General features: G+C 67.2%; 16 protein-coding genes. 12 read left to right on the top strand and 4 right to left on the bottom strand.

The genetic code is table 11. The annotated features are described in order from the left end of the window. Positions 1-28: 28 nt before the first annotated feature. From ACP7BH_RS06765 to tdh, 3 genes are all read left to right on the top strand, one after another. Positions 29-940, top strand: a complete 912-nt coding sequence (locus tag ACP7BH_RS06765) for a DUF4232 domain-containing protein (protein ID WP_425982759.1) — start codon at positions 29-31, stop codon at positions 938-940. 41 nt (positions 941-981) lie between these two features. Then, the gene (locus tag ACP7BH_RS06760) at positions 982-2,172 is read left to right on the top strand and encodes a glycine C-acetyltransferase (RefSeq protein ID WP_425982761.1); all 1,191 of its coding nucleotides are present in this window, start codon (positions 982-984) and stop codon (positions 2,170-2,172) included. A 105-nt stretch (positions 2,173-2,277) separates the two neighbouring features. Beyond that, positions 2,278-3,330: an L-threonine 3-dehydrogenase gene (tdh, locus tag ACP7BH_RS06755; protein WP_135193249.1), complete on the top strand. Its 1,053-nt coding sequence runs from the start codon at positions 2,278-2,280 to the stop codon at positions 3,328-3,330. 15 nt (positions 3,331-3,345) lie between these two features. Here tdh and ACP7BH_RS06750 read toward each other — a convergent pair whose 3' ends face one another. After that, on the bottom strand, positions 3,346-4,368 hold the full coding sequence (locus tag ACP7BH_RS06750) for a DNA topoisomerase IB (RefSeq protein ID WP_425982763.1): 1,023 nt from the start codon (positions 4,366-4,368) through the stop codon (positions 3,346-3,348). A gap of 116 nt (positions 4,369-4,484) precedes the next feature. Here ACP7BH_RS06750 and rlmJ point away from each other — a divergent pair, with 116 nt between their 5' ends. Together rlmJ and ACP7BH_RS06740 are read left to right on the top strand one after the other, a co-directional pair. Continuing rightward, positions 4,485-5,300, top strand: a complete 816-nt coding sequence (gene rlmJ, locus ACP7BH_RS06745) for a 23S rRNA (adenine(2030)-N(6))-methyltransferase RlmJ (RefSeq protein ID WP_425982765.1) — start codon at positions 4,485-4,487, stop codon at positions 5,298-5,300. A gap of 22 nt (positions 5,301-5,322) precedes the next feature. Beyond that, on the top strand, positions 5,323-6,054 hold the full coding sequence (locus ACP7BH_RS06740; protein ID WP_425982767.1) for a glutamine amidotransferase-related protein: 732 nt from the start codon (positions 5,323-5,325) through the stop codon (positions 6,052-6,054). Here the strand turns inward: ACP7BH_RS06740 and ACP7BH_RS06735 are convergent. Further along, a complete protein-coding gene (locus ACP7BH_RS06735; RefSeq protein ID WP_425982769.1) occupies positions 6,051-7,109 on the bottom strand; it encodes a YeiH family protein in 1,059 nt (352 codons plus the stop codon). The genes ACP7BH_RS06740 and ACP7BH_RS06735 overlap by 4 nt on opposite strands. Before the next feature lie 77 nt (positions 7,110-7,186). Between ACP7BH_RS06735 and ACP7BH_RS06730 the strand changes: the two genes are divergently transcribed. Beyond that, positions 7,187-8,062 (top strand): LysR family transcriptional regulator, encoded by an 876-nt coding sequence (locus ACP7BH_RS06730; RefSeq protein WP_425982771.1) that lies wholly within the window; start codon positions 7,187-7,189, stop codon positions 8,060-8,062. Between the two features lie 164 nt (positions 8,063-8,226). Here the strand turns inward: ACP7BH_RS06730 and hemF are convergent, their stop codons facing one another. Next, entirely contained in the window at positions 8,227-9,108 is an 882-nt protein-coding gene (gene hemF, locus ACP7BH_RS06725) for an oxygen-dependent coproporphyrinogen oxidase (RefSeq protein ID WP_425984779.1), read from the bottom strand. A gap of 103 nt (positions 9,109-9,211) precedes the next feature. Here hemF and ACP7BH_RS06720 point away from each other — a divergent pair, with 103 nt between their 5' ends. Continuing rightward, the gene (locus tag ACP7BH_RS06720) at positions 9,212-10,468 is read left to right on the top strand and encodes a dipeptidase (RefSeq protein ID WP_425982772.1); all 1,257 of its coding nucleotides are present in this window, start codon (positions 9,212-9,214) and stop codon (positions 10,466-10,468) included. On the opposite strand, the gene ACP7BH_RS06715 is transcribed toward ACP7BH_RS06720, so the two are convergent. Continuing rightward, positions 10,459-10,914: a tRNA (cytidine(34)-2'-O)-methyltransferase gene (locus ACP7BH_RS06715; protein WP_425982774.1), complete on the bottom strand. Its 456-nt coding sequence runs from the start codon at positions 10,912-10,914 to the stop codon at positions 10,459-10,461. The genes ACP7BH_RS06720 and ACP7BH_RS06715 overlap by 10 nt on opposite strands. A gap of 194 nt (positions 10,915-11,108) precedes the next feature. On the opposite strand from ACP7BH_RS06715, the gene petA reads away from it, so the two are divergent. The 5 genes from petA (at position 11,109) to ACP7BH_RS06690 (ending at position 17,397) form a co-directional block, all read left to right on the top strand. After that, positions 11,109-11,660, top strand: a complete 552-nt coding sequence (gene petA, locus ACP7BH_RS06710; protein WP_409719274.1) for a ubiquinol-cytochrome c reductase iron-sulfur subunit — start codon at positions 11,109-11,111, stop codon at positions 11,658-11,660. Positions 11,661-11,676: 16 nt separating this feature from the next. Beyond that, positions 11,677-12,981 carry a cytochrome b gene (locus tag ACP7BH_RS06705; RefSeq protein ID WP_425982776.1) on the top strand — a complete coding sequence of 435 codons (1,305 nt, stop codon included), beginning with the start codon at positions 11,677-11,679 and terminating at the stop codon, positions 12,979-12,981. 5 nt (positions 12,982-12,986) lie between these two features. After that, positions 12,987-13,862 carry a cytochrome c1 gene (locus ACP7BH_RS06700; protein ID WP_425982778.1) on the top strand — a complete coding sequence of 292 codons (876 nt, stop codon included), beginning with the start codon at positions 12,987-12,989 and terminating at the stop codon, positions 13,860-13,862. Positions 13,863-14,012: 150 nt separating this feature from the next. Next, a complete protein-coding gene (locus ACP7BH_RS06695) occupies positions 14,013-15,680 on the top strand; it encodes a M28 family metallopeptidase (RefSeq protein ID WP_425982780.1) in 1,668 nt (555 codons plus the stop codon). A gap of 73 nt (positions 15,681-15,753) precedes the next feature. After that, positions 15,754-17,397 carry a M28 family peptidase gene (locus ACP7BH_RS06690; RefSeq protein WP_425982782.1) on the top strand — a complete coding sequence of 548 codons (1,644 nt, stop codon included), beginning with the start codon at positions 15,754-15,756 and terminating at the stop codon, positions 17,395-17,397.

Below are 17,397 nucleotides of genomic sequence, written 5' to 3'. Positions count from 1 at the left end.
TTGGGTTGATCGAACTGGAGTCTTTACCATGATGCGCCGCCTGACCGCTTTCGTCGCCATCGCCGCCCTGACCGGCGTCTCCGCCTGTCAGCAGCCGCAGCCGGAGCAACCGACCGCCCCGGCCGAGCCGCAGGCGGCGCCGGCGTCCAATGCGCCGTCGGTCGGCTACGCCTGCGAAAGCGGCGCGACGCTTCAGGTCCAGTACGTCGACAGCGACACCGCGCAACTGGCCTACAAGCAGCAGACCTATGCCCTGCGCTCGGTCCAGGCCGCCAGCGGCGCCCGCTATCTGGGCGCGGGCGTGGAATGGTGGACCGCGACCCGCGACGGGCAGGAGAGCGGCACCCTCAGCCGCCTCGGCCCGGACGGCACGACCGGTGTGGCGGTGCTTGAGCGGTGTTCGCGTCCGATCCCCGGCGCCGACGTGACGCCGGGACCGCTCCCCATCCCCGGTCAGACCCCGACGCCTGCGCCGGGCGGGGTTCTGCCCGCCTCAATGCCCTGCAAGGGGCCGCAGCTGAAGCTGGCGGCCGAGGGCGGCGACGCAGGCGCGGGCAATCGGGTTCGCAACTTCAGCCTCCAGAACGTCGGGAGCCAGGCGTGCAGCCTGACCGGCTATCCCGGCGTGACCTTGCAGGACGCGCGGGGTCGCCCCGTGACCTCGATCCGCGCCGACCAGAGCCCCGGGAGCTATTTCCGTCAGGGCCAGGCGCCGACGCCGGTCGAACTGGCGCCTCAGGCCAAGGCCTATTTCGAAACGGCCTGGAACGTGGTCCCGGACGAGACGATGCAGAAGTCCTGCCCCAGCGTGGCGACCCTGCGTGTGACCGCGCCGGGCGATACCGCCGCGATCAGCCTGCCGTTCGAGTTTCAGCCGTGCGGCGGCAAGATCCGCGTCAGCCCGATCCGGGCCGAAGCGGACCCCGAACCTGCGACCTGATGCGGGTGGAAACGGATCGGAAATCGGCGTAGGTCGCGGCCATGACTCAGACATTCTATGACCGCGTCGCCGGCGAACTGACCGAGATCGACGCCCAGGGCCTGACCAAGCCCGAACGCATCATCGCCTCACGCCAGGGACCGGTGATCCAGGTCGCCGGCCGCGACGTGCTGAACTTCTGCGCCAACAACTATTTGGGCCTGGCCGGTGACAAGCGCGTCGTCCAGGCCGGGATCGCCGCGCAGCAGAAATGGGGCGCGGGCACGGCCTCGGTCCGCTTCATCTGCGGCACGCTGGAGATCCATAAGGAGCTGGAAGCGGCCATCGCCGGCTATCTGGGCTTCGAGGACGCCATCTTGTTCGCCGCCGCCTTCGACGCCAACGGCGGCCTGTTCGAACCCCTGCTGGGCGAGAACGACGCCATCGTGTCGGACAGCCTGAACCACGCCTCGATCATCGACGGGGTGCGGCTGTGCAAGGCCAAACGCTATCGCTTCGCCAACTCCGACATGGACGAGCTGGAGACGCGGCTGAAGGAGGCCCGCGCGGCCGGCGCCCGCGACATCATCATCGCCACCGACGGCGCCTTCTCGATGGACGGCTATATCGCCAAGCTGGATGAGATCCGGGCGCTGGCCGACAAATACGACGCCCTGATCATGGTCGACGACTGCCACGCCACCGGCTTCCTGGGTCCGCAAGGCAAGGGCTCCTTCGCCCACCACGGGGTCGAGGTGGACTTCGTCACCGGCACCTTCGGCAAGGCGCTGGGCGGCGCCATGGGCGGCTTCATCTGCGCGAAGAAGTCGGTCGTGGAACTGCTGAAGCAGCGGGCGCGGCCCTATCTGTTCTCCAACGCCCTGGCGCCGGCGGTGTGCGGTTCGAGCCTGGAGGCCATCCGCATCGCCCAGGGGTCCGAGGGCGACGCGCTGCGCACCCGCCTGTCGGCCAACGCCCACCGCTATCGCAACGCCATGGCCGACGCCGGCTTCAGCCTGCTGGACGGCGAACACCCGATCATTCCGGTCATGCTGGGCGACGCCAAACTGGCGCAGGATTTCGCGGCGCGGGCGCTAGAGCTGGGCGTTTATGTGATCGGGTTTAGTTTCCCGGTCGTGCCGCGCGGTCAGGCCCGTATCCGCACCCAGATGTCGGCGGCGCATTCGTTCGAGCAGATTGACCGGACGGTGGCGGCGTTCACGCAGGCCGGCCGGGAATTGGGCGTCATTTAGCCCTCTTCGCGCGCCATCGACGAAGAACAAGCGGTGAGGAGGCGTGGGGCCTCAACCGCAGGCGTCGGAACAAAGCCGAGGCCATGATTTCAGGGAGTTGAGACTATGACCGACACGATGAAAGCCCTGGCCAAGACCGCGCCCGGCATCGGCCTGGAACTGATCGACGCGCCGATCCCCGAGGCGGGACCGGAGGATGTGCTGATCCGGGTGCACCGGACCGCCGTGTGCGGCACCGACATCCACATCTGGAATTGGGACGAGTGGTCCCAGAAGAACGTCCCGACTCCGATGATCACCGGCCACGAGTTCGCCGGCGAAATCGTCGCTATCGGCAAGGACGTGGACCGCCCGCTGAAGATCGGCCAGCGCGTCTCGGCCGAGGGCCATGTCATCGACCTGAACTCCGAGGCCGCCCGCGCCGGCCACTTCCACCTGGATCCCAAGACCCGCGGCATTGGCGTCAACCGCCAGGGCGCCTTCGCCGAGTTCGTGGTGGCGCCCGCCTTCAACGTCATCGAACTGCCCGACGACGTGCCCTATGAGATCGGCTCGATCCTGGATCCGTTCGGCAATGCGGTGCACACGGCGCAGCAGTTCGACCTGCTGGGCGAGGACGTCCTGGTCACCGGCGCCGGCCCCATCGGCATGATGGCCGCCGCCGTGGCCCGCCACGCGGGCGCACGCACCGTCGTCCTGACCGACATCAACGACTTCCGGCTGGAGCTGGCGCAGAAGGTGGCGCCGGGCGTCCGCACCGTGAACACGACCAAGGAAGACATCCACGATGTCATGAAGGAGCTGGGCCTGAAGGTCGGGTTCGACGTGGCGCTGGAGATGTCGGGCTCGCCGATCGCCTTCAAACAGTGCGTCGATACCCTGATCATGGGCGGCGGCATGGCCATGCTGGGCATTCCCTCAAAGCCGATGGAGACCGACTGGGGCGCCATCATCCTGAAGGCCCTGACCATCAAGGGCGTCTATGGCCGCGAGATGTTCACCACCTGGCGCAAGATGCTGGGTCTGCTGAAGGCCGGTCTGGACCTGAGCCCGCTGATCACCCACCGCCTGGGCTACGCCGATTACCGCGAAGGCTTCGAGGCCATGAAGTCGGGTCAGTCGGGCAAGGTCGTGCTGGACTGGGACAAGGCGGCCTGAGAACGCCGGCGCTGATCAGACGGCCAACAGTTGTTTGATCAGCGCCTTTTCGAAGCCCTTGGTGTCCGAGCCGGGCAAGGCTTTGGCGATTTCGCCGCTTTCGAACAGGGCGAAGACCTTGGGGTGGACATAGGAGGCGCGGCAGACGGTAGGGGTGTTGCCTAGCAGGCCGGCGACGGCCTTGACGCAGACGGTGATTTTTCGCTTGGCGTCGGTGGGCGAGGTCGGGGCTTCGGTGTCTCGCAAGGCGCGCGCCGCCGAGACAGTGCCGGCCCAGGTGCGGAAGTCCTTGGCCGAGAACTGCTCGCCCATCGCCTCGCGGATGTAGGCGTTCACGTCGTCGGAATCGACAGGGCACAGTTCGCCGTCCGCCGTGCGGTATTTGAACAGTTGCTGGCCGGGCAGGCCCTCCAGCTCGCGCACGACGCGGGCGAGGCGGCGGTCCTTGACGCTGACACTGTGGTCCTTGCCGCTCTTGCCGCGAAACTCGAACGTCAGAGCCGAACCATCCACGTCCAGGTGACGCTTGTGCAGAGTGGTCAGGCCGTAGCTGCGGTTCTGCTTGGCGTAGATGGAGTTGCCGACGCGGATAAGGGTGATCTCCAACAGGCGCACGGCGGTGGCCAGCACCTTCTCGCGACAGACGCCGCGTAGGCTCAGATCGTGCTCGACCTTGTCGCGCAGTTTCGGCAAGGCGCGGGAGAAGGCGGGCAGCTTGTCGAACTTGTTCTCGGACCGGGCCGTGCTCCAGTCGTTGTGATAGCGATACTGTTTGCGGCCCTTCACATCGCGGCCGGTGGCCTGGATGTGGCCATTGGCCTTGGGGCAGATCCAGACGTCGGTCCAGGCGGGCGGAATGGCCAGGGCGCGGATGCGGGCCACAACCTTGGCGTCGGTGATCGTCTTGCCTTTGGCGTCCTTGTAGGACCAGCCCTTGCCGGCGCGGCGACGGCTCAGGCCTGCGAACTCGTCGCTGCAGTAGCTGAGCCCTTGCGGAACCTCGGCGGCGATGTCGAAGGCGTGCGATCCGTCGGCCATCCGCCGCGTTTCCTTTTCACTGGTCTTTCAGCCGCTTGCCGAAGACGAGCGACGAACGCGGGGCCGGGGCGGCGAGTTCCGCTTGACCACAGGAACGCGGCGGGAGAGGAGGCGGCATGAACTATCGCCACAGCTTTCACGCCGGAAATTTCGCCGACCTGCTCAAACACGCCCTGGTGCTTTGGCTGGTGAAGGCGCGTCAGGAAACGGGTCCGCTGACGGTGTTCGACACCCATGCGGGGGCGGGGCTGTACGACCTTTCGGGGGACGGGACGCGGTCCAGGGAGGCTGAGGCGGGAGTGGCGCGGCTGATGAGCGCCGAGGGGCGGACGCCGCTGATGGATGCTCTGGCGGCCGAGGTGGCGGCGATCAATCCTGACGGCGGTGTGCGGTACTATCCGGGCTCGCCCCTGTTGATCGCTGACGCCCTGAAGGACGGCGGGCGCTATGTCGGGTTCGAGCTCAACCCGCCGGTTCGGGACATGCTGGCAGAGGCGTTGGCTGGACGCACGAACGCTCAGGCGCGCGAGGGCGACGGCTATGCAGAGGTGGTCGCGGAGGCAGCGAAGGTGCGCGGGCCGCTGATGCTGATCGACCCTCCGTTCGAAAAGCCCGACGACTACGTCCGCTCGGCCGAGACCGCGATCGCGGTGGTGAAGCGCGACCCGACGGCGACGGTGGCGATCTGGACCCCGCTGAAGGATCTGGAGACCTTCGACGGCTTCATCCGGCGCCTGCAAGGCAAGGCTGGACCGACCCTGGTCGCCGAGGCGCGGCTGAGGCCCCTGACCAATCCGATGAAGATGAACGGCTGCGCCCTGGTGGTGGTCAATCCGCCAAAGGGCGCCGAGGTCGCGGCGAGCGAAGTCTGCGGCTGGGTCGCGGGCGCCTTGGGCGAGGCCGGCGGGCGGGCCGAGGTCTGGACCTTCTGACCGCAGCCATTAGGTTGGTCGCATGACGCGCATCGCCATTCTGGAAACCGGCCACCCGCCAGAGCATCTGAAGGACGACTACGACGACTATCCCGCGCGGTTCCGGGCGCTGCTGGGCGAGGGCGTGGCGACCACGCGGTTCGACGTGCAGTCGGGGCATTTGCCGGACGATCCGTCGGCGTTCCAGGGGGCCATCGTCACGGGGTCTGCGGCGGGGGTCTATGACGACCTGCCGTGGATTCCTCAGTTGGTGAGTTGGCTGAGGGCGGCGCGGGGGCGGACGCGTCTGGTCGGCATCTGTTTCGGGCATCAGGCGCTGGCCCATGCCTTCGGCGGGGCGGTCGAGAAGTCCGACAAGGGCTGGGGCGTGGGGCTGCATCGCTACGACGTGCGGGTCGACGAGCCCTGGATGCATCCGCGTGCGCGCACGATCGCCATTCCCGTGTCGCATCAGGATCAGGTGACGGCGATTTCGGACGACGCGCGGGTGATCGCCTCCAGCGGGTTTACACCCTATGCCGGTCTGGCCTGGGGAGAGGACGCGATCTCCTTCCAGTGCCACCCCGAGTTCCAGCCGGACTATGCGGCGGCCCTGATCGAGGGACGGCGGGGGACGCGCATTCCGCACCCCGTGGCGGACGAGGCGATCGACAGTCTGAAGCGACCCAATGATCGGGCCGTGCTGACGGCCTGGATTCGCGCCTTCCTGCTTCTGACGCCGCCGCCGGTCGAGGATTACGGCAGCGGGATCTAAAGGCCCAGCAACCGGATCAGCACCAGCGCCAGCAACACCAGGGCGCCCAGCGACAGGATGACGGCGGCGACGACTCGGCCGCCGGCGCGGGCGACCGCGCGGATGTCGGTCTGCAGCCCCAGGGCGGCCATGGCGACGATGGTCAGCAGGCCTGAGGCGGCGGCCATCGGCGGGAGGGCGTTCTGCGGTATCAGATCAAACGAGCGCAGGGCGATCATGACCAGGAAGCCGATGATGAACCACGGCAGCAGGCGATGCAGGCCGGGTTTGGACGCTGGGGGTGCGCGGTCGCGGAAGATCAGCGACAGGGCCAGAATCACCGGACCCAGCATCAGCACGCGCACCAGCTTGACCACCGTGCCGGTCTGGGTCGCGACGGCGCCGAACGGGGCGGCGGCGGCCAGGACTTGCGGCACAGCGTAGACGGTCAGACCGGCCAGGGCGCCGTACTGGAGGCCGTTCAGATGGATGAGGCCGCCCAGCAAGGGCAGCGCCAAAACCACGACCACGCCCAGCACGGCGGTGAAGGCGATGGAGGCCGCGACCTCCTCGCCGTCGGCGTCGATGACTGGGGCGACGGCGGCGATGGCGGAGTTGCCGCAGATGGCGTTGCCGCAGGCCACTAACAGAGCCATGCGCGGGTTCAGTCCCAAGGCGCGACCGACGCCGAAACCGACGCCGATGGCCAGGGTCACCAGAGCGAAGATACCCAGGACGAAGCCGACTCCCAGCGACGACAATGTCGCGGCGCTGACCGAGGCGCCTAGCAGGACAACCGCCACTTCCAGAAGAGCCTTGGCCGAGAAGTCGATGCCGGCCTTGAACCGCACATCCGGCGTCCAGGCCGTACGGACGGCGGCGCCCAGAAGTATGGCCAGCACCAGCGGATCCAGCCAGACATGACCGATGACGTCGCGCTCGATGCTGGTCAGGCCGATGGCCGCCAGGGTCACCAGCAAACATAGCATGACGCCCGGCCGGATCGTGCGCCCGAACGCCGTCGCCAACGCCAGGCTGGGCGTATTGGCGGGCGCGGGCAGGGCGGCGGACTTCATATGTGGGCAATGCGCCTACCCTCGACGGCGGTCCAACGGATAGTTATGGTCATTTCAATCCGATTAGGAGATCAATCGTGACTCTGGAACGCCTGCGCATCTTCGTCGCCGTGGCCGAACGCGACCATGTGACGGCGGCGGCGCGGGCGCTGAATCTGACGCAGTCGGCGGTGTCGAACGCCTTGGCGGCGCTGGAGGCGGAGCATGACGTGCGGCTGTTCGACCGGGTCGGGCGCGGCGTCGTCCTGAACGAAACCGGCCGGGCCTTCCTGCCCGAAGCGAAAGCCGTGCTGGCGCGCGCGGCGGCGGCGGAGGCCGCGCTGGCGGACATGAGCGCCCTGCGGCGCGGGCGGCTGGCGGTGTTCGCCAGCCAGACCATCGCCAGCTATTGGCTGCCGCGCCGGCTGGTGGATTTTCACAGGGCCTATCCGGGAGTCGAACTGGCGGTCGAGATCGGCAATACGCGCGAGGCGGCCCAGGCCGTGCTGAGCGGCGCCGCCGAGATCGGCCTGGTCGAGGGGGCGGTGGACGAGCCGGCGCTGTCGCAGGTCCAGGTGGGGTCCGACCGGCTGGCAGTCCTTGTGACGCCCGATCATCCCTGGGCGAATCGGCGGCGGCTGGATGCGAAGGATCTGGCGGGCCAGCCGTGGGTGCTGCGCGAGGTCGGGTCGGGTACGCGTTCGACGCTGGAGGCGGCGGTGCGGGACGTGGGTGTGGATCCCGCGACCCTGTCGGTGTCCATGACCCTGCCGTCGAACGAGGCCGTGCTGGCGGCGGCCGAGGCAGGGGCGGGGGCCACGGCTCTGTCGGAAAGCGTGGCCTACGCGTCCGTGGCGGCCGGGCGACTGGTGACCGCGCCCTTCACCCTGCCCGAACGACCGTTTCGGCTGTTGAGGCACAGGGAGCGGTATCGCAGCCGGGCGGGGGACGTGTTCGTGGAGGCGATGGGGTGAAGTGTGCTTCCTTCTCCCAGAGGGAGAAGGTGGCTCGAAGAGCCGGATGAGGGGTTACGGTGCTGATCGCGTCGCACAGCGTAACCCCTCACCCTTTCGCACAAAGGCCGATCGCTAGGCTCTCGGGTGCTCAAGCCCTCTCCCACCGGGACAGGGAGGCTGACCTAGGGCCACTTCACCGTGGGCGGCATGGACGAGAGGATCGAGTCGACATTCCCGCCGGTCTTCAGGCCGAACATGGTGCCGCGGTCGTAGAGCAGGTTGAACTCGACGTAGCGGCCGCGGCGGATCAGCTGTTCCTCGCGCTCGTCCGCCGTCCAGGGCTCGGCCATGCGGGCGGCGACGATGCGGGGATAGACGTCCAGGAAGGCCAGGCCGATGTCGCGGGTGAAGGCGAAGTCGCGGTCGTAGTCGCCGCTGTCGTGATGGTCGTAGAAGACGCCGCCGGTGCCGCGCGGCTCCTTGCGGTGGGGCAGGTAGAAATACTCGTCGCACCAGGCCTTGTATTTGGCGTGCCAGGTCGGGTCGTGGGCGTCGCAGGCGGCCTGCATGGCGGCGTGGAAGGCGACGGTGTCGGGGTGATCCTGACGGCGATCCGCCATCAGCACCGGCGTCAGGTCGCCGCCGCCGCCGAACCAGCTCTTTGTGGTGGCGATGAAGCGGGTGTTCATATGCACCGCCGGCACGCGCGGACTGACCGGGTGGCAGATCAGGCTGATCCCTGTGGCGAAGAAGCGCGGATCGACGTCGGCGCCGGGCACGTTTTTGGCGTAGTCGGCGGGGAAGCTGCCGTGCACGGTCGAGACGTGGACGCCGACCTTTTCGAACAGACGGCCATGCATCATCCCCATGACGCCGCCGCCGCCTTCCGCGCGGTCCCAGGCCGTGCGGACGAACCGGCCGGGTTCGCCGGGAAACAGGTCGGCGGGCGCCGCATCCTCCAGCGCCTCGAAGGCGGCGTGGATGCGGTCGCGCAGATGTTCGAACCAGGCGCGGGTCTCGACCTTCTTGAGGTCGAGCGGATCGGAGAAGACGGCGTCGCTCATGGCGCGCTTGAACCACGTCGCGGCGGCGGCGTCATCCGGACAGGTTGTCATAGACGGAATCGCAGGCGCTAATGATCGCCTGCCGTTTTCAGGAAGCCCGCCCATGAACCGTCGTCTTCTCTTCGTCACTGTCGCCGCCCTTGCCTTGGCGGGAGCAGCCCACGCCCAGGATGCGGACGAGGCGCGGGTGCTGGGCATCCTGAAGACGACGCCGCTGATCGATGGGCACAACGACCTGCCGTGGGCCCTGCGCCAGACCTATGGCAACGATGTCTATGCCGTGGACCTGACCAAGAATCTGGCGGCGTCGACCAAGCTGCACACCGATATCGCGCGGCTGCGGGCCGGGGGCGTCGGCGGTCAGTTCTGGTCGGTCTATGTGCCCGCCAGCCTCACACCGCGCGAGGCGGTCGAGGAGACGTTCGAACAGATCGACACGACCAAGCGGATCATCGCCGCTCATCCCGAGGTCTTCGGCCTGGCGACTACGGCGGACGAGGTGGATGCGGTGTTCGCGTCTGGCCGGATCGCCAGCCTGATCGGGATGGAGGGCGGCTATTCGATCAACGATTCCCTGGCCCTGTTGCGCGAATTCTATCGGGCCGGCGCCCGCTACATGACCCTGACCCACTCAAAGACCACGACATGGGCCGACAGTGCGACGGACGCGCCGAAGTGGGGCGGGCTCAGCCCATTCGGCGAAGAGGTGGTCAAGGAGATGAACCGGCTGGGAATGATGGTGGACCTGAGCCACGTGTCGGAGCAGACGATGCTGGACGCCATGCGCGTCTCGGATGCGCCAGTGATCTTTTCCCACTCGTCGGCGCGGGCGGTGACGGACCATCCGCGCAATGTGCCGGATGGGGTGCTGCGGGTGATGCCCCAGGACGGCGGGATCGTGATGATCAACCTGGCTCCGGGCTTCGTGTCCGAGGCGGTGCGGGCGTGGAACGGCGACAAGGCCGGCGAGGAGGCGCGGCTCAAGACCCTGAACCCCGGCGATCCCGGCGCGGTGGAGGCCGGGCTGACCGCCTGGGCCACCGCCAATCCGACGCCTCAGGCGACCCTGGCTGACGTCGTGGCGCATATCCAGCATGTGCGCGAGGTGGCGGGCATCGATCACGTGGGGCTGGGCGCCGACTTCGACGGCATCGGCAGCCTGCCCGAAGGCATGGGCGGGGTGGACGCCTATCCGCGCATTCTCGCAGCCCTGATGCAGGCCGGCTGGACCGAGGCGGACATCCGCAAGATCGCCGGCGAGAACCTGCTGCGGGTCATGCGGTCGGTCGAGGCCGTGGCGGCGTCAAAGGCCGGCGAGCGGCCGTCGATGGCGCGGCTGGAGCCTGTGGATCAGGACTGACCGATCCCGCCCGTCTGGCGCAGACCTTCCCATAGGGCGATGCCGGCGGTGACCGACAGGTTCAGAGAGCGGGCCTGGGGGCGCAGCGGCACGACGACGCGGGCGTCGGCGGCGGCGTGGACGTAATCGGGGGCGCCCGCGCTCTCCTTGCCGAACAGAAGCACGTCGTCGGGCCGGAAGGCGAAGTCGGGCAGGGGCGTGGCGCCGCGCGTCGTGAACAGCACCAGCCGCCCGGCGGGGCGATCCGCCTGGAAAGCCTCCCAGTCGGCGTGGCGGGTCATGTGCGACAAGGGGCCGTAATCAAGGGCCGCGCGCTTCATGGCGCGGTCGTCGAAACGAAAGCCGGTCGGCTCGATCACGTGCAGATCGACGCCGAAACAGGCCGACAATCGGATGCAGGCTCCGACGTTCTGAGGAATGTCAGGTTGAAAAAGGGCGAGACGCATTCTAAGGCCTGACATACGCGCGGCGAGGGGGTTTGTCGCGGTCTGTTTGCGAGCGTTTCGCAAGAAACGTCAGCAGCTTGCGCCCAAACGGCGCAAGTCTCGGGCCGTCGGGGATTTCCGGCGTCTTTTGTTGGTTCGTGCCGTGGCTGGGAGAAGCTCTTGGGCTTCTTCCGCGGCGTTCGAGAGGTGGAAACGTGGCCGAATCGGTCGTGCATACGGAAGACACTCACAGCCCAGAGGGCGGTGATCCCAATCGTCGGGACTTCATTCACATCGCAGCGGGCGCTGCGGCGGTCGGCGCGGGGGCGATGATCGCCTGGCCGCTGATCAACCAGATGAACCCTGCGGCCGACACCCTGGCCCTGGCCTCGATCGAGTTCGACCTGACCAAGGTTCAGCAGGGCCAGCAGGTCGTGATCAAATGGCAGGGCAAGCCGGTGTTCGTGCGCTATCGCACGCCGGCCGAAATTCAGAAGGTCCAGTCGGAGGGCGCCGTCGGCAGCCCCCCGCAGACCGACGCAGAACGCACCAAGGCCGGTCACGAGCCCTATCTGGTTGTCGTCGGTTCGTGCACGCACCTGGGCTGCGTGCCCACGTTCAACGCAGGCGACTACGGCGGCTGGTTCTGCCCCTGCCACGGCTCGCACTACGACGCGTCCGGTCGCATTCGAAAGGGGCCTGCGCCCCTGAACCTGGTTGTGCCGGATTACGAATATACGTCCGACACCCGCGTCAAGATCGGTTGAGGACCAAGGGGGGATCATGAGCGATCACGAGAGCACCTACGTCCCGAAAACGGGCGTCGAGAAGTGGCTGGACACCCGGCTGCCCATCATCCGTTTCGGCGCGGACTACATGTCCCTGCCGACGCCGCGGAACCTGAACTACTGGTGGACCTTCGGCGGCATCCTGGCCCTGTGCCTGATGACGCAGATCGTCACCGGCATCGTTCTGGCCATGCACTATACGCCGAACGTGGACCTGGCCTTCGCCTCGGTCGAGCGCATCATGCGCGACGTCAACGGCGGCTGGCTGATCCGCTATGTCCACGCCAACGGCGCGTCGATGTTCTTCATCGCGGTCTATCTGCACATGCTGCGGGGGCTGTACTACGGCTCCTATAAGGCGCCGCGCGAGATGATCTGGATCATCGGCTGCGTGATTTTCTTCCTGATGATCGCCACCGCCTTCCTGGGCTATGTCTTGCCTTGGGGCCAGATGTCGTTCTGGGGCGCGGAGGTCATCACCAATCTGATCGGCGCCATCCCGGTGCTGGGCGAGCCGATCCTGATCTGGCTGCGTGGCGGACCGGCGATCGACAATGCGACGCTGAACCGCTTCTTCTCGCTGCACTATCTGCTGCCGTTCGCCATCCTGGGCTGCGTCGTGCTGCACCTTTGGGCGCTGCACTCGGCCGGTCAGAACAACCCGGTCGGCATCCTGATCCCCAAGGATCGCGCGAAGAAGGACATGCTGCCCTTCCACCCGTATTTCACGGTCAAGGACGGGTTCGCGATCATCCTGTTCCTGATCCTGTTCGCCATCTTCGTCTTCTATCAGCCGAACGCCCTGGGCCACGCCGACAACTACATTCCGGCCAACCCGCTGCAGACGCCGGCGCACATCGTGCCCGAGTGGTACATGCTGCCCTTCTACGCCATTCTGCGGGCGGTTCCGGACAAGTTCGGCGGCGTGGTGGCGATGTTCGGCGCCATCGGTGTGCTGTTCGTCCTGCCTTGGCTGGATACGTCCAAGGTGCGCTCGATGCGCTACCGCCCGACGATGCGAACCTTCTTCATCATCTTCCTGGTGGTGGGCGTGGGTCTGGGCTGGTGCGGCGGTCAGTTGCCTGACGCGCCGGTGATCGGGTCGTTCAAGACCTTCACCCTGATCGACGGCGACCTGAACTCCTACCTGTGGCTGACGCGGGTGTTCACCCTCTACTACTTCGCCTTCTTCCTGATCATCATGCCGCTGGTCGGATTGAAGGAGCAGCCGCTGCCGATCCCGGCGACGATCTCCGAACCGGTCCTGACCGGCGCGGACGCTGTCGAGCAGAAGGGCTGAGGGGCATGACGATTGGAATGAAGACCGTGTCGATCAAGACGATCCTCGCTTCGGCGGCCGTTGCGCTGGGGCTGATCAGCGCCGCCGCCCCCGCCATGGCGGCCGGCGCCGCCGCTCACCCGCGCTCGGGCGGTTTCAGCTTCGAGGGGCCGTTCGGCACCTATGACCAGGGCCAGCTGCAACGTGGCTACAAGGTCTATCAGGAAGTCTGCGCCGCCTGTCACGGCATGAACCTGATGCACTATCGGAACCTGGGCGACCGTCATGGTCCGTTCTGGAATCCGAAATATCCGAACCCGAACGACAACCCTGTCGTGAAGGCTCTGGCCGCCGAGAACCAGGTGCCGGATATCGACAGCGAAACCGGCGAGCCGATTCTGCGGGACGCCACCCCGGCTGACAAGTTCCGCGTTCCCTATCCGAACGCCACGGCGGCGGCGGCGGGCAACGGCGGCGCCGCGCCGCCCGACCTGTCGGTCATGGCCAAGGCGCGTCACGACGGCGCCAACTACATCTACTCGCTGCTGTCGGGCTACCGGGCCGCACCGGCTGGACTGCAGATCCGCGATGGCCAGCACTACAACCCCTATATGGCCGGCGACCTGACACCCTTCTGGACGGGCGACCATAAGGACGTCCCGCCTGGCGGCTTCATCGCCATGCCCGCGCCGCTGCAAAACGGCCAGGTCACCTATGACGACGGCTCGCCCCAGACGGTGGACCAGTATTCCAAAGACGTGGCGGCCTTCATCGCCTGGACGTCGGAGCCCAAGATGGTCGAGCGCAAGCAGGCCGGGTTTGGCGTGATGATCTTCCTGCTGATCTTCGCGGGCCTGACCTACGCCAGCTATCGCCGGATCTGGAAGGGCGTCGCCCACTAAGGGAACGTCGCCAGCCCGAAATCTTGAGCCCGTCGAAGTTCGCTTCGGCGGGCTTTTTCGTTTGCGACGAATGGTCCAGGACACGGAATCGACACGGTGGGCTTGGCCGCCTAGGGTCGGTCATCATCTACGGCTGTGGGGCCACTGTTCATGCGTCTTGTCTCTTCGTTCGCGGCTGTGCTTTTGGCCGGCGCCGCCCTGTCCGCCTGCGCGACCGCGCCCAATCCCGGCGCCGTTCACACAGTCCCCGCCTTCGACGCCGCGCGGATTTCGCAGGACATCAAGACCCTGTCGGACGACAGCTATGAGGGACGCGGCATCGCCACCCCGGCCGAAGAGAAGGTCGTGCGCTATCTGAGCGAAGGCTACGCCGCCGCCGGGTTCGAGCCGGGCGGCCCGAACGGCCAGTGGACGCAGGATGTGGTGCTGAACCGCTTCGTGCAATCCAACGTCCAGGCCTCGCTGAAGCTGGGCGACTGGACCCTGCCGATGACGCAAGGCCGCGAGGTCGCCATCTCGACCCGCCGCCCGGCCGAGCATGTCAGCCTGAAGGACGCGCCGCTGGTCTTCGTCGGCTACGGAATCAATGCGCCCGAGCGCCAGTGGAACGACTTCAAGGGTCAGGACCTGCGCGGCAAGATCCTGGTCGTGCTGGTCAATGACGCCGATTTCGAGGAGCCGGCGCTGAACACCTTCGGCGGCAAGGCTATGACCTATTACGGCCGCTGGACCTACAAATACGAAGAGGCGGCCAAGCATGGTGCGGCGGGCGTGCTGATCGTGCACGAGACGGCGCCGGCCTCCTACGGGTGGCAGACCGTCGCCAATTCGTGGGGTGTGCCGCAGTTCGACATCCTGCGCCAGAATGCAGCAGCCGAGCGGGTTTCGATGGAGGGCTGGATCCAGCGTGACGTGGCGGTCGATCTGTTCCGCCGCGCCGGTCTGGATTTCGAGGCGCTGAAGGTCCAAGCGCGCAGCCGTGACTTCCAGCCCGTCGCCTTGCCTGGAGCCGGCTTCTCGACCGAGTTCGACGTGGCGACCAATCAGGTCACCAGCCACAATGTCATCGCCCGCCTGCCGGGTACGACCCATCCGGACGAGACGGTGCTGTATACCGCCCACTGGGACCATATCGGCATGGGCGAGCCGGACGCGACGGGCGATCGCATCTTCAACGGCGCCGTGGACAACGCCTCTGGCACGGCAGGCCTGCTGGAGCTGGCGCGGATGTTCGGCGGTGCGCCGCGCACCGAACGGTCCATCGTGATCATCAGCTTCACCGCCGAGGAAAGCGGCCTGCTGGGGTCGGAATACTATGCCGTAAATCCGGTCTATCCCCTGGCCAAGACGGTGGGCGGGTTCAACATGGATTCGATGAACGTCTATGGCCGCGTCACCGGCCTGGGGGTCACCGGCTATGGTCAGTCCGACTTCGACGAGCGTCTGGCGGCGGCGATCCAGCCGCAGGGACGCACCCTGGTCCCCGATTACGAGAATGCCGCGGGCACCTACTATCGCTCGGACCACTTCCCCCTGGCCAAGCGCGGCGTGCCGATGGCCTATGCCGGAAGCCGGGGCGAGTTCCGCGATGCGCCGATCGCCGAGCGCGAGGCCGCGCGGGCCGAATACGGGGCCAACCGCTATCACCAGGCGGCGGACGAATGGTCGCCGGACTGGGACTATCGCGGCATGATCGAGGATCTGACGGTCTTCTATGATGTCGGCCGCGCCCTGGCGAACGGCCGCGACTGGCCGGAATGGAAGCCGGGATCGGAGTTCGCGCCTGCGCGTGCGACCACCGCGTCGGAACGCCGCTAAGTCTCGGAAATCAAAAAGAAGGGGCGGGGATGTGTCTCCGCCCTTTCGTCGTTGTCCCTGTCGAGTACGCTTCATGATCCTTCGCCGTTCGTCTTTCGTCGCCCTTGCGGCGCTTACCCTAGCCGCCTGTGCGACCGCGCCGGTTTCTGCACCGGCGCCCCGACTGGACGCCTTCGCCGTCGCCTCGGCCGCAACACCGCAGTTCAGCGCCCAGCGCCTGTCGGACCACATCAAATATCTGGCGTCGGACGAGATGGAGGGCCGGTTCCCCGGCCAGGTCGGCGAGCGTCTGACCCTGGCTTATCTGCAAGCCCAGTATGAGGCGATGGGGCTGGAGCCCGGCGGTCGCGACGGATCGTGGTTGCAGCCGGTCGATCTGGTGCGGTTTACCCCTGCGCGAGCGCCGACGGCGTCATGGACCGGGGCGGATGGCGCTACGCATCCGCTGGTCTCTGGGATGGACATCACCCTGCGCGCCGGACCGGCTGATCCAGCGGTGACGGTCGAAGGCGCACCGTTGGTCTTCGCCGGCTACGGCATCTCGGCCCCGCAATGGGACGACTACGGCGACGCGGACCTGACCGGCAAGGTCGTGGTCGTCCTGCGCGGCCAGCCGAGCGTCATGGGCGCCGACCCGAACTTCTACGGCTCCACCACGCACAAGACGCAGGAGGCGCTGAGGCGCGGCGCCGTCGGCGTCATCACGCTTCAGGATCAGGATGGCCGCTGGCGGCGCGCCGTGGGCGGGGCGACCCGGCCGCAGATGACGGTCAAGGGCGCGGAGGACGCCCGCTTCACCGGCGCGATCAACATGGCCACCGCAACGGCCATCGGCGGCGAGGCCTTCATCGGCATAGCTGAGCGCGGCAAGACGGCGGCGCTGGGCGGCGCAGTCGATATGGGCGCGCGGGTCAGCGTGGACATCGCCGAGACGACCGAGGTCATCCATTCCAATAACTTGCTGACCAAAATCCCCGGCACGGAACGGCCGGACGAATACGTCTTCTATTCCGCCCATTGGGATCACGTCGGCAAGGCGCGCACACCGAACGCCGAGGGCGACGACATCTTCAACGGCGCCTGGGACAATGCGTCGGGGACGGCGGGCCTGATCGAGATGGCGCGCGCGTTCAAGGCGGGGCCGGCGCCGAAACGCACCGTGGTCTTCCTGCACGTCACGGCCGAAGAGCAGGGGCTGTTGGGGTCGGAAGCCTATGCCGCCGATCCGGTCTATCCGCTGGCGAAGACGGCGGCGGATATCAATATCGACATGCTGCCCTTCACGCCTGCGACGCGGGACGTGGCGGTGTTCGGGGTCGGCAAGTCGGAGCTGGAAGACATCCTGGGGCGGTTCGCCGCCGTGCAGGGGCGGGTGGTGACGGGCGACGGCTATCCCGAGGAGGGCTTCTACTACCGCTCGGACCATTTCAACTTCGCGGCGGGCGGGGTGCCGGCGTTGATGCCGTGGACGGGGCGTGATTTCGTCGAGGGCGGGATCGACGCAGGCAAGCCCTACTATGAGGGGCAGATGGCGCGCTACTATCACAAGCTGACCGACGAATGGCGCGCCGACTACGACTTCACGGCCGCGCTGCAGAACCTGGATTTGCTGTATCGGCTGGGACTGACGGTGGCCGACAGCGAAGGCTGGCCGGCGTGGAAACCGACCGCCGAGTTCAACGCCATCCGCGACCGCACGGCTGATCAGCGGCGGTAG

It is taken from the genome of Brevundimonas sp. TWP2-1 (assembly GCF_049897645.1).
Taxonomy (GTDB): Bacteria; Pseudomonadota; Alphaproteobacteria; order Caulobacterales; family Caulobacteraceae; genus Brevundimonas.
The sequence above is the reverse complement of the archived record's forward strand: the minus strand, read 5'-3'. Positions and strand labels throughout refer to the sequence as shown.

Bases quoted from the DNA above. Each gene is read 5' to 3' on its own strand.
- ACP7BH_RS06760 (WP_425982761.1), top strand. From the start codon at position 982: ATGACTCAGACATTCTATGACCGCGTCGCCGGCGAACTGACCGAGATC.
- ACP7BH_RS06695 (WP_425982780.1), top strand. From the start codon at position 14,013: ATGCGTCTTGTCTCTTCGTTCGCGGCTGTGCTTTTGGCCGGCGCCGCC.
- ACP7BH_RS06735 (WP_425982769.1), bottom strand. From the start codon at position 7,109: ATGAAGTCCGCCGCCCTGCCCGCGCCCGCCAATACGCCCAGCCTGGCG.
- ACP7BH_RS06705 (WP_425982776.1), top strand. From the start codon at position 11,677: ATGAGCGATCACGAGAGCACCTACGTCCCGAAAACGGGCGTCGAGAAG.
- tdh (WP_135193249.1), top strand. From the start codon at position 2,278: ATGACCGACACGATGAAAGCCCTGGCCAAGACCGCGCCCGGCATCGGC.
- ACP7BH_RS06720 (WP_425982772.1), top strand. From the start codon at position 9,212: ATGAACCGTCGTCTTCTCTTCGTCACTGTCGCCGCCCTTGCCTTGGCG.
- ACP7BH_RS06765 (WP_425982759.1), top strand. From the start codon at position 29: ATGATGCGCCGCCTGACCGCTTTCGTCGCCATCGCCGCCCTGACCGGC.
- ACP7BH_RS06740 (WP_425982767.1), top strand. From the start codon at position 5,323: ATGACGCGCATCGCCATTCTGGAAACCGGCCACCCGCCAGAGCATCTG.
- ACP7BH_RS06715 (WP_425982774.1), bottom strand. From the start codon at position 10,914: ATGCGTCTCGCCCTTTTTCAACCTGACATTCCTCAGAACGTCGGAGCC.
- rlmJ (WP_425982765.1), top strand. From the start codon at position 4,485: ATGAACTATCGCCACAGCTTTCACGCCGGAAATTTCGCCGACCTGCTC.
- hemF (WP_425984779.1), bottom strand. From the start codon at position 9,108: ATGAGCGACGCCGTCTTCTCCGATCCGCTCGACCTCAAGAAGGTCGAG.
- ACP7BH_RS06750 (WP_425982763.1), bottom strand. From the start codon at position 4,368: ATGGCCGACGGATCGCACGCCTTCGACATCGCCGCCGAGGTTCCGCAA.
- ACP7BH_RS06690 (WP_425982782.1), top strand. From the start codon at position 15,754: ATGATCCTTCGCCGTTCGTCTTTCGTCGCCCTTGCGGCGCTTACCCTA.
- ACP7BH_RS06700 (WP_425982778.1), top strand. From the start codon at position 12,987: ATGACGATTGGAATGAAGACCGTGTCGATCAAGACGATCCTCGCTTCG.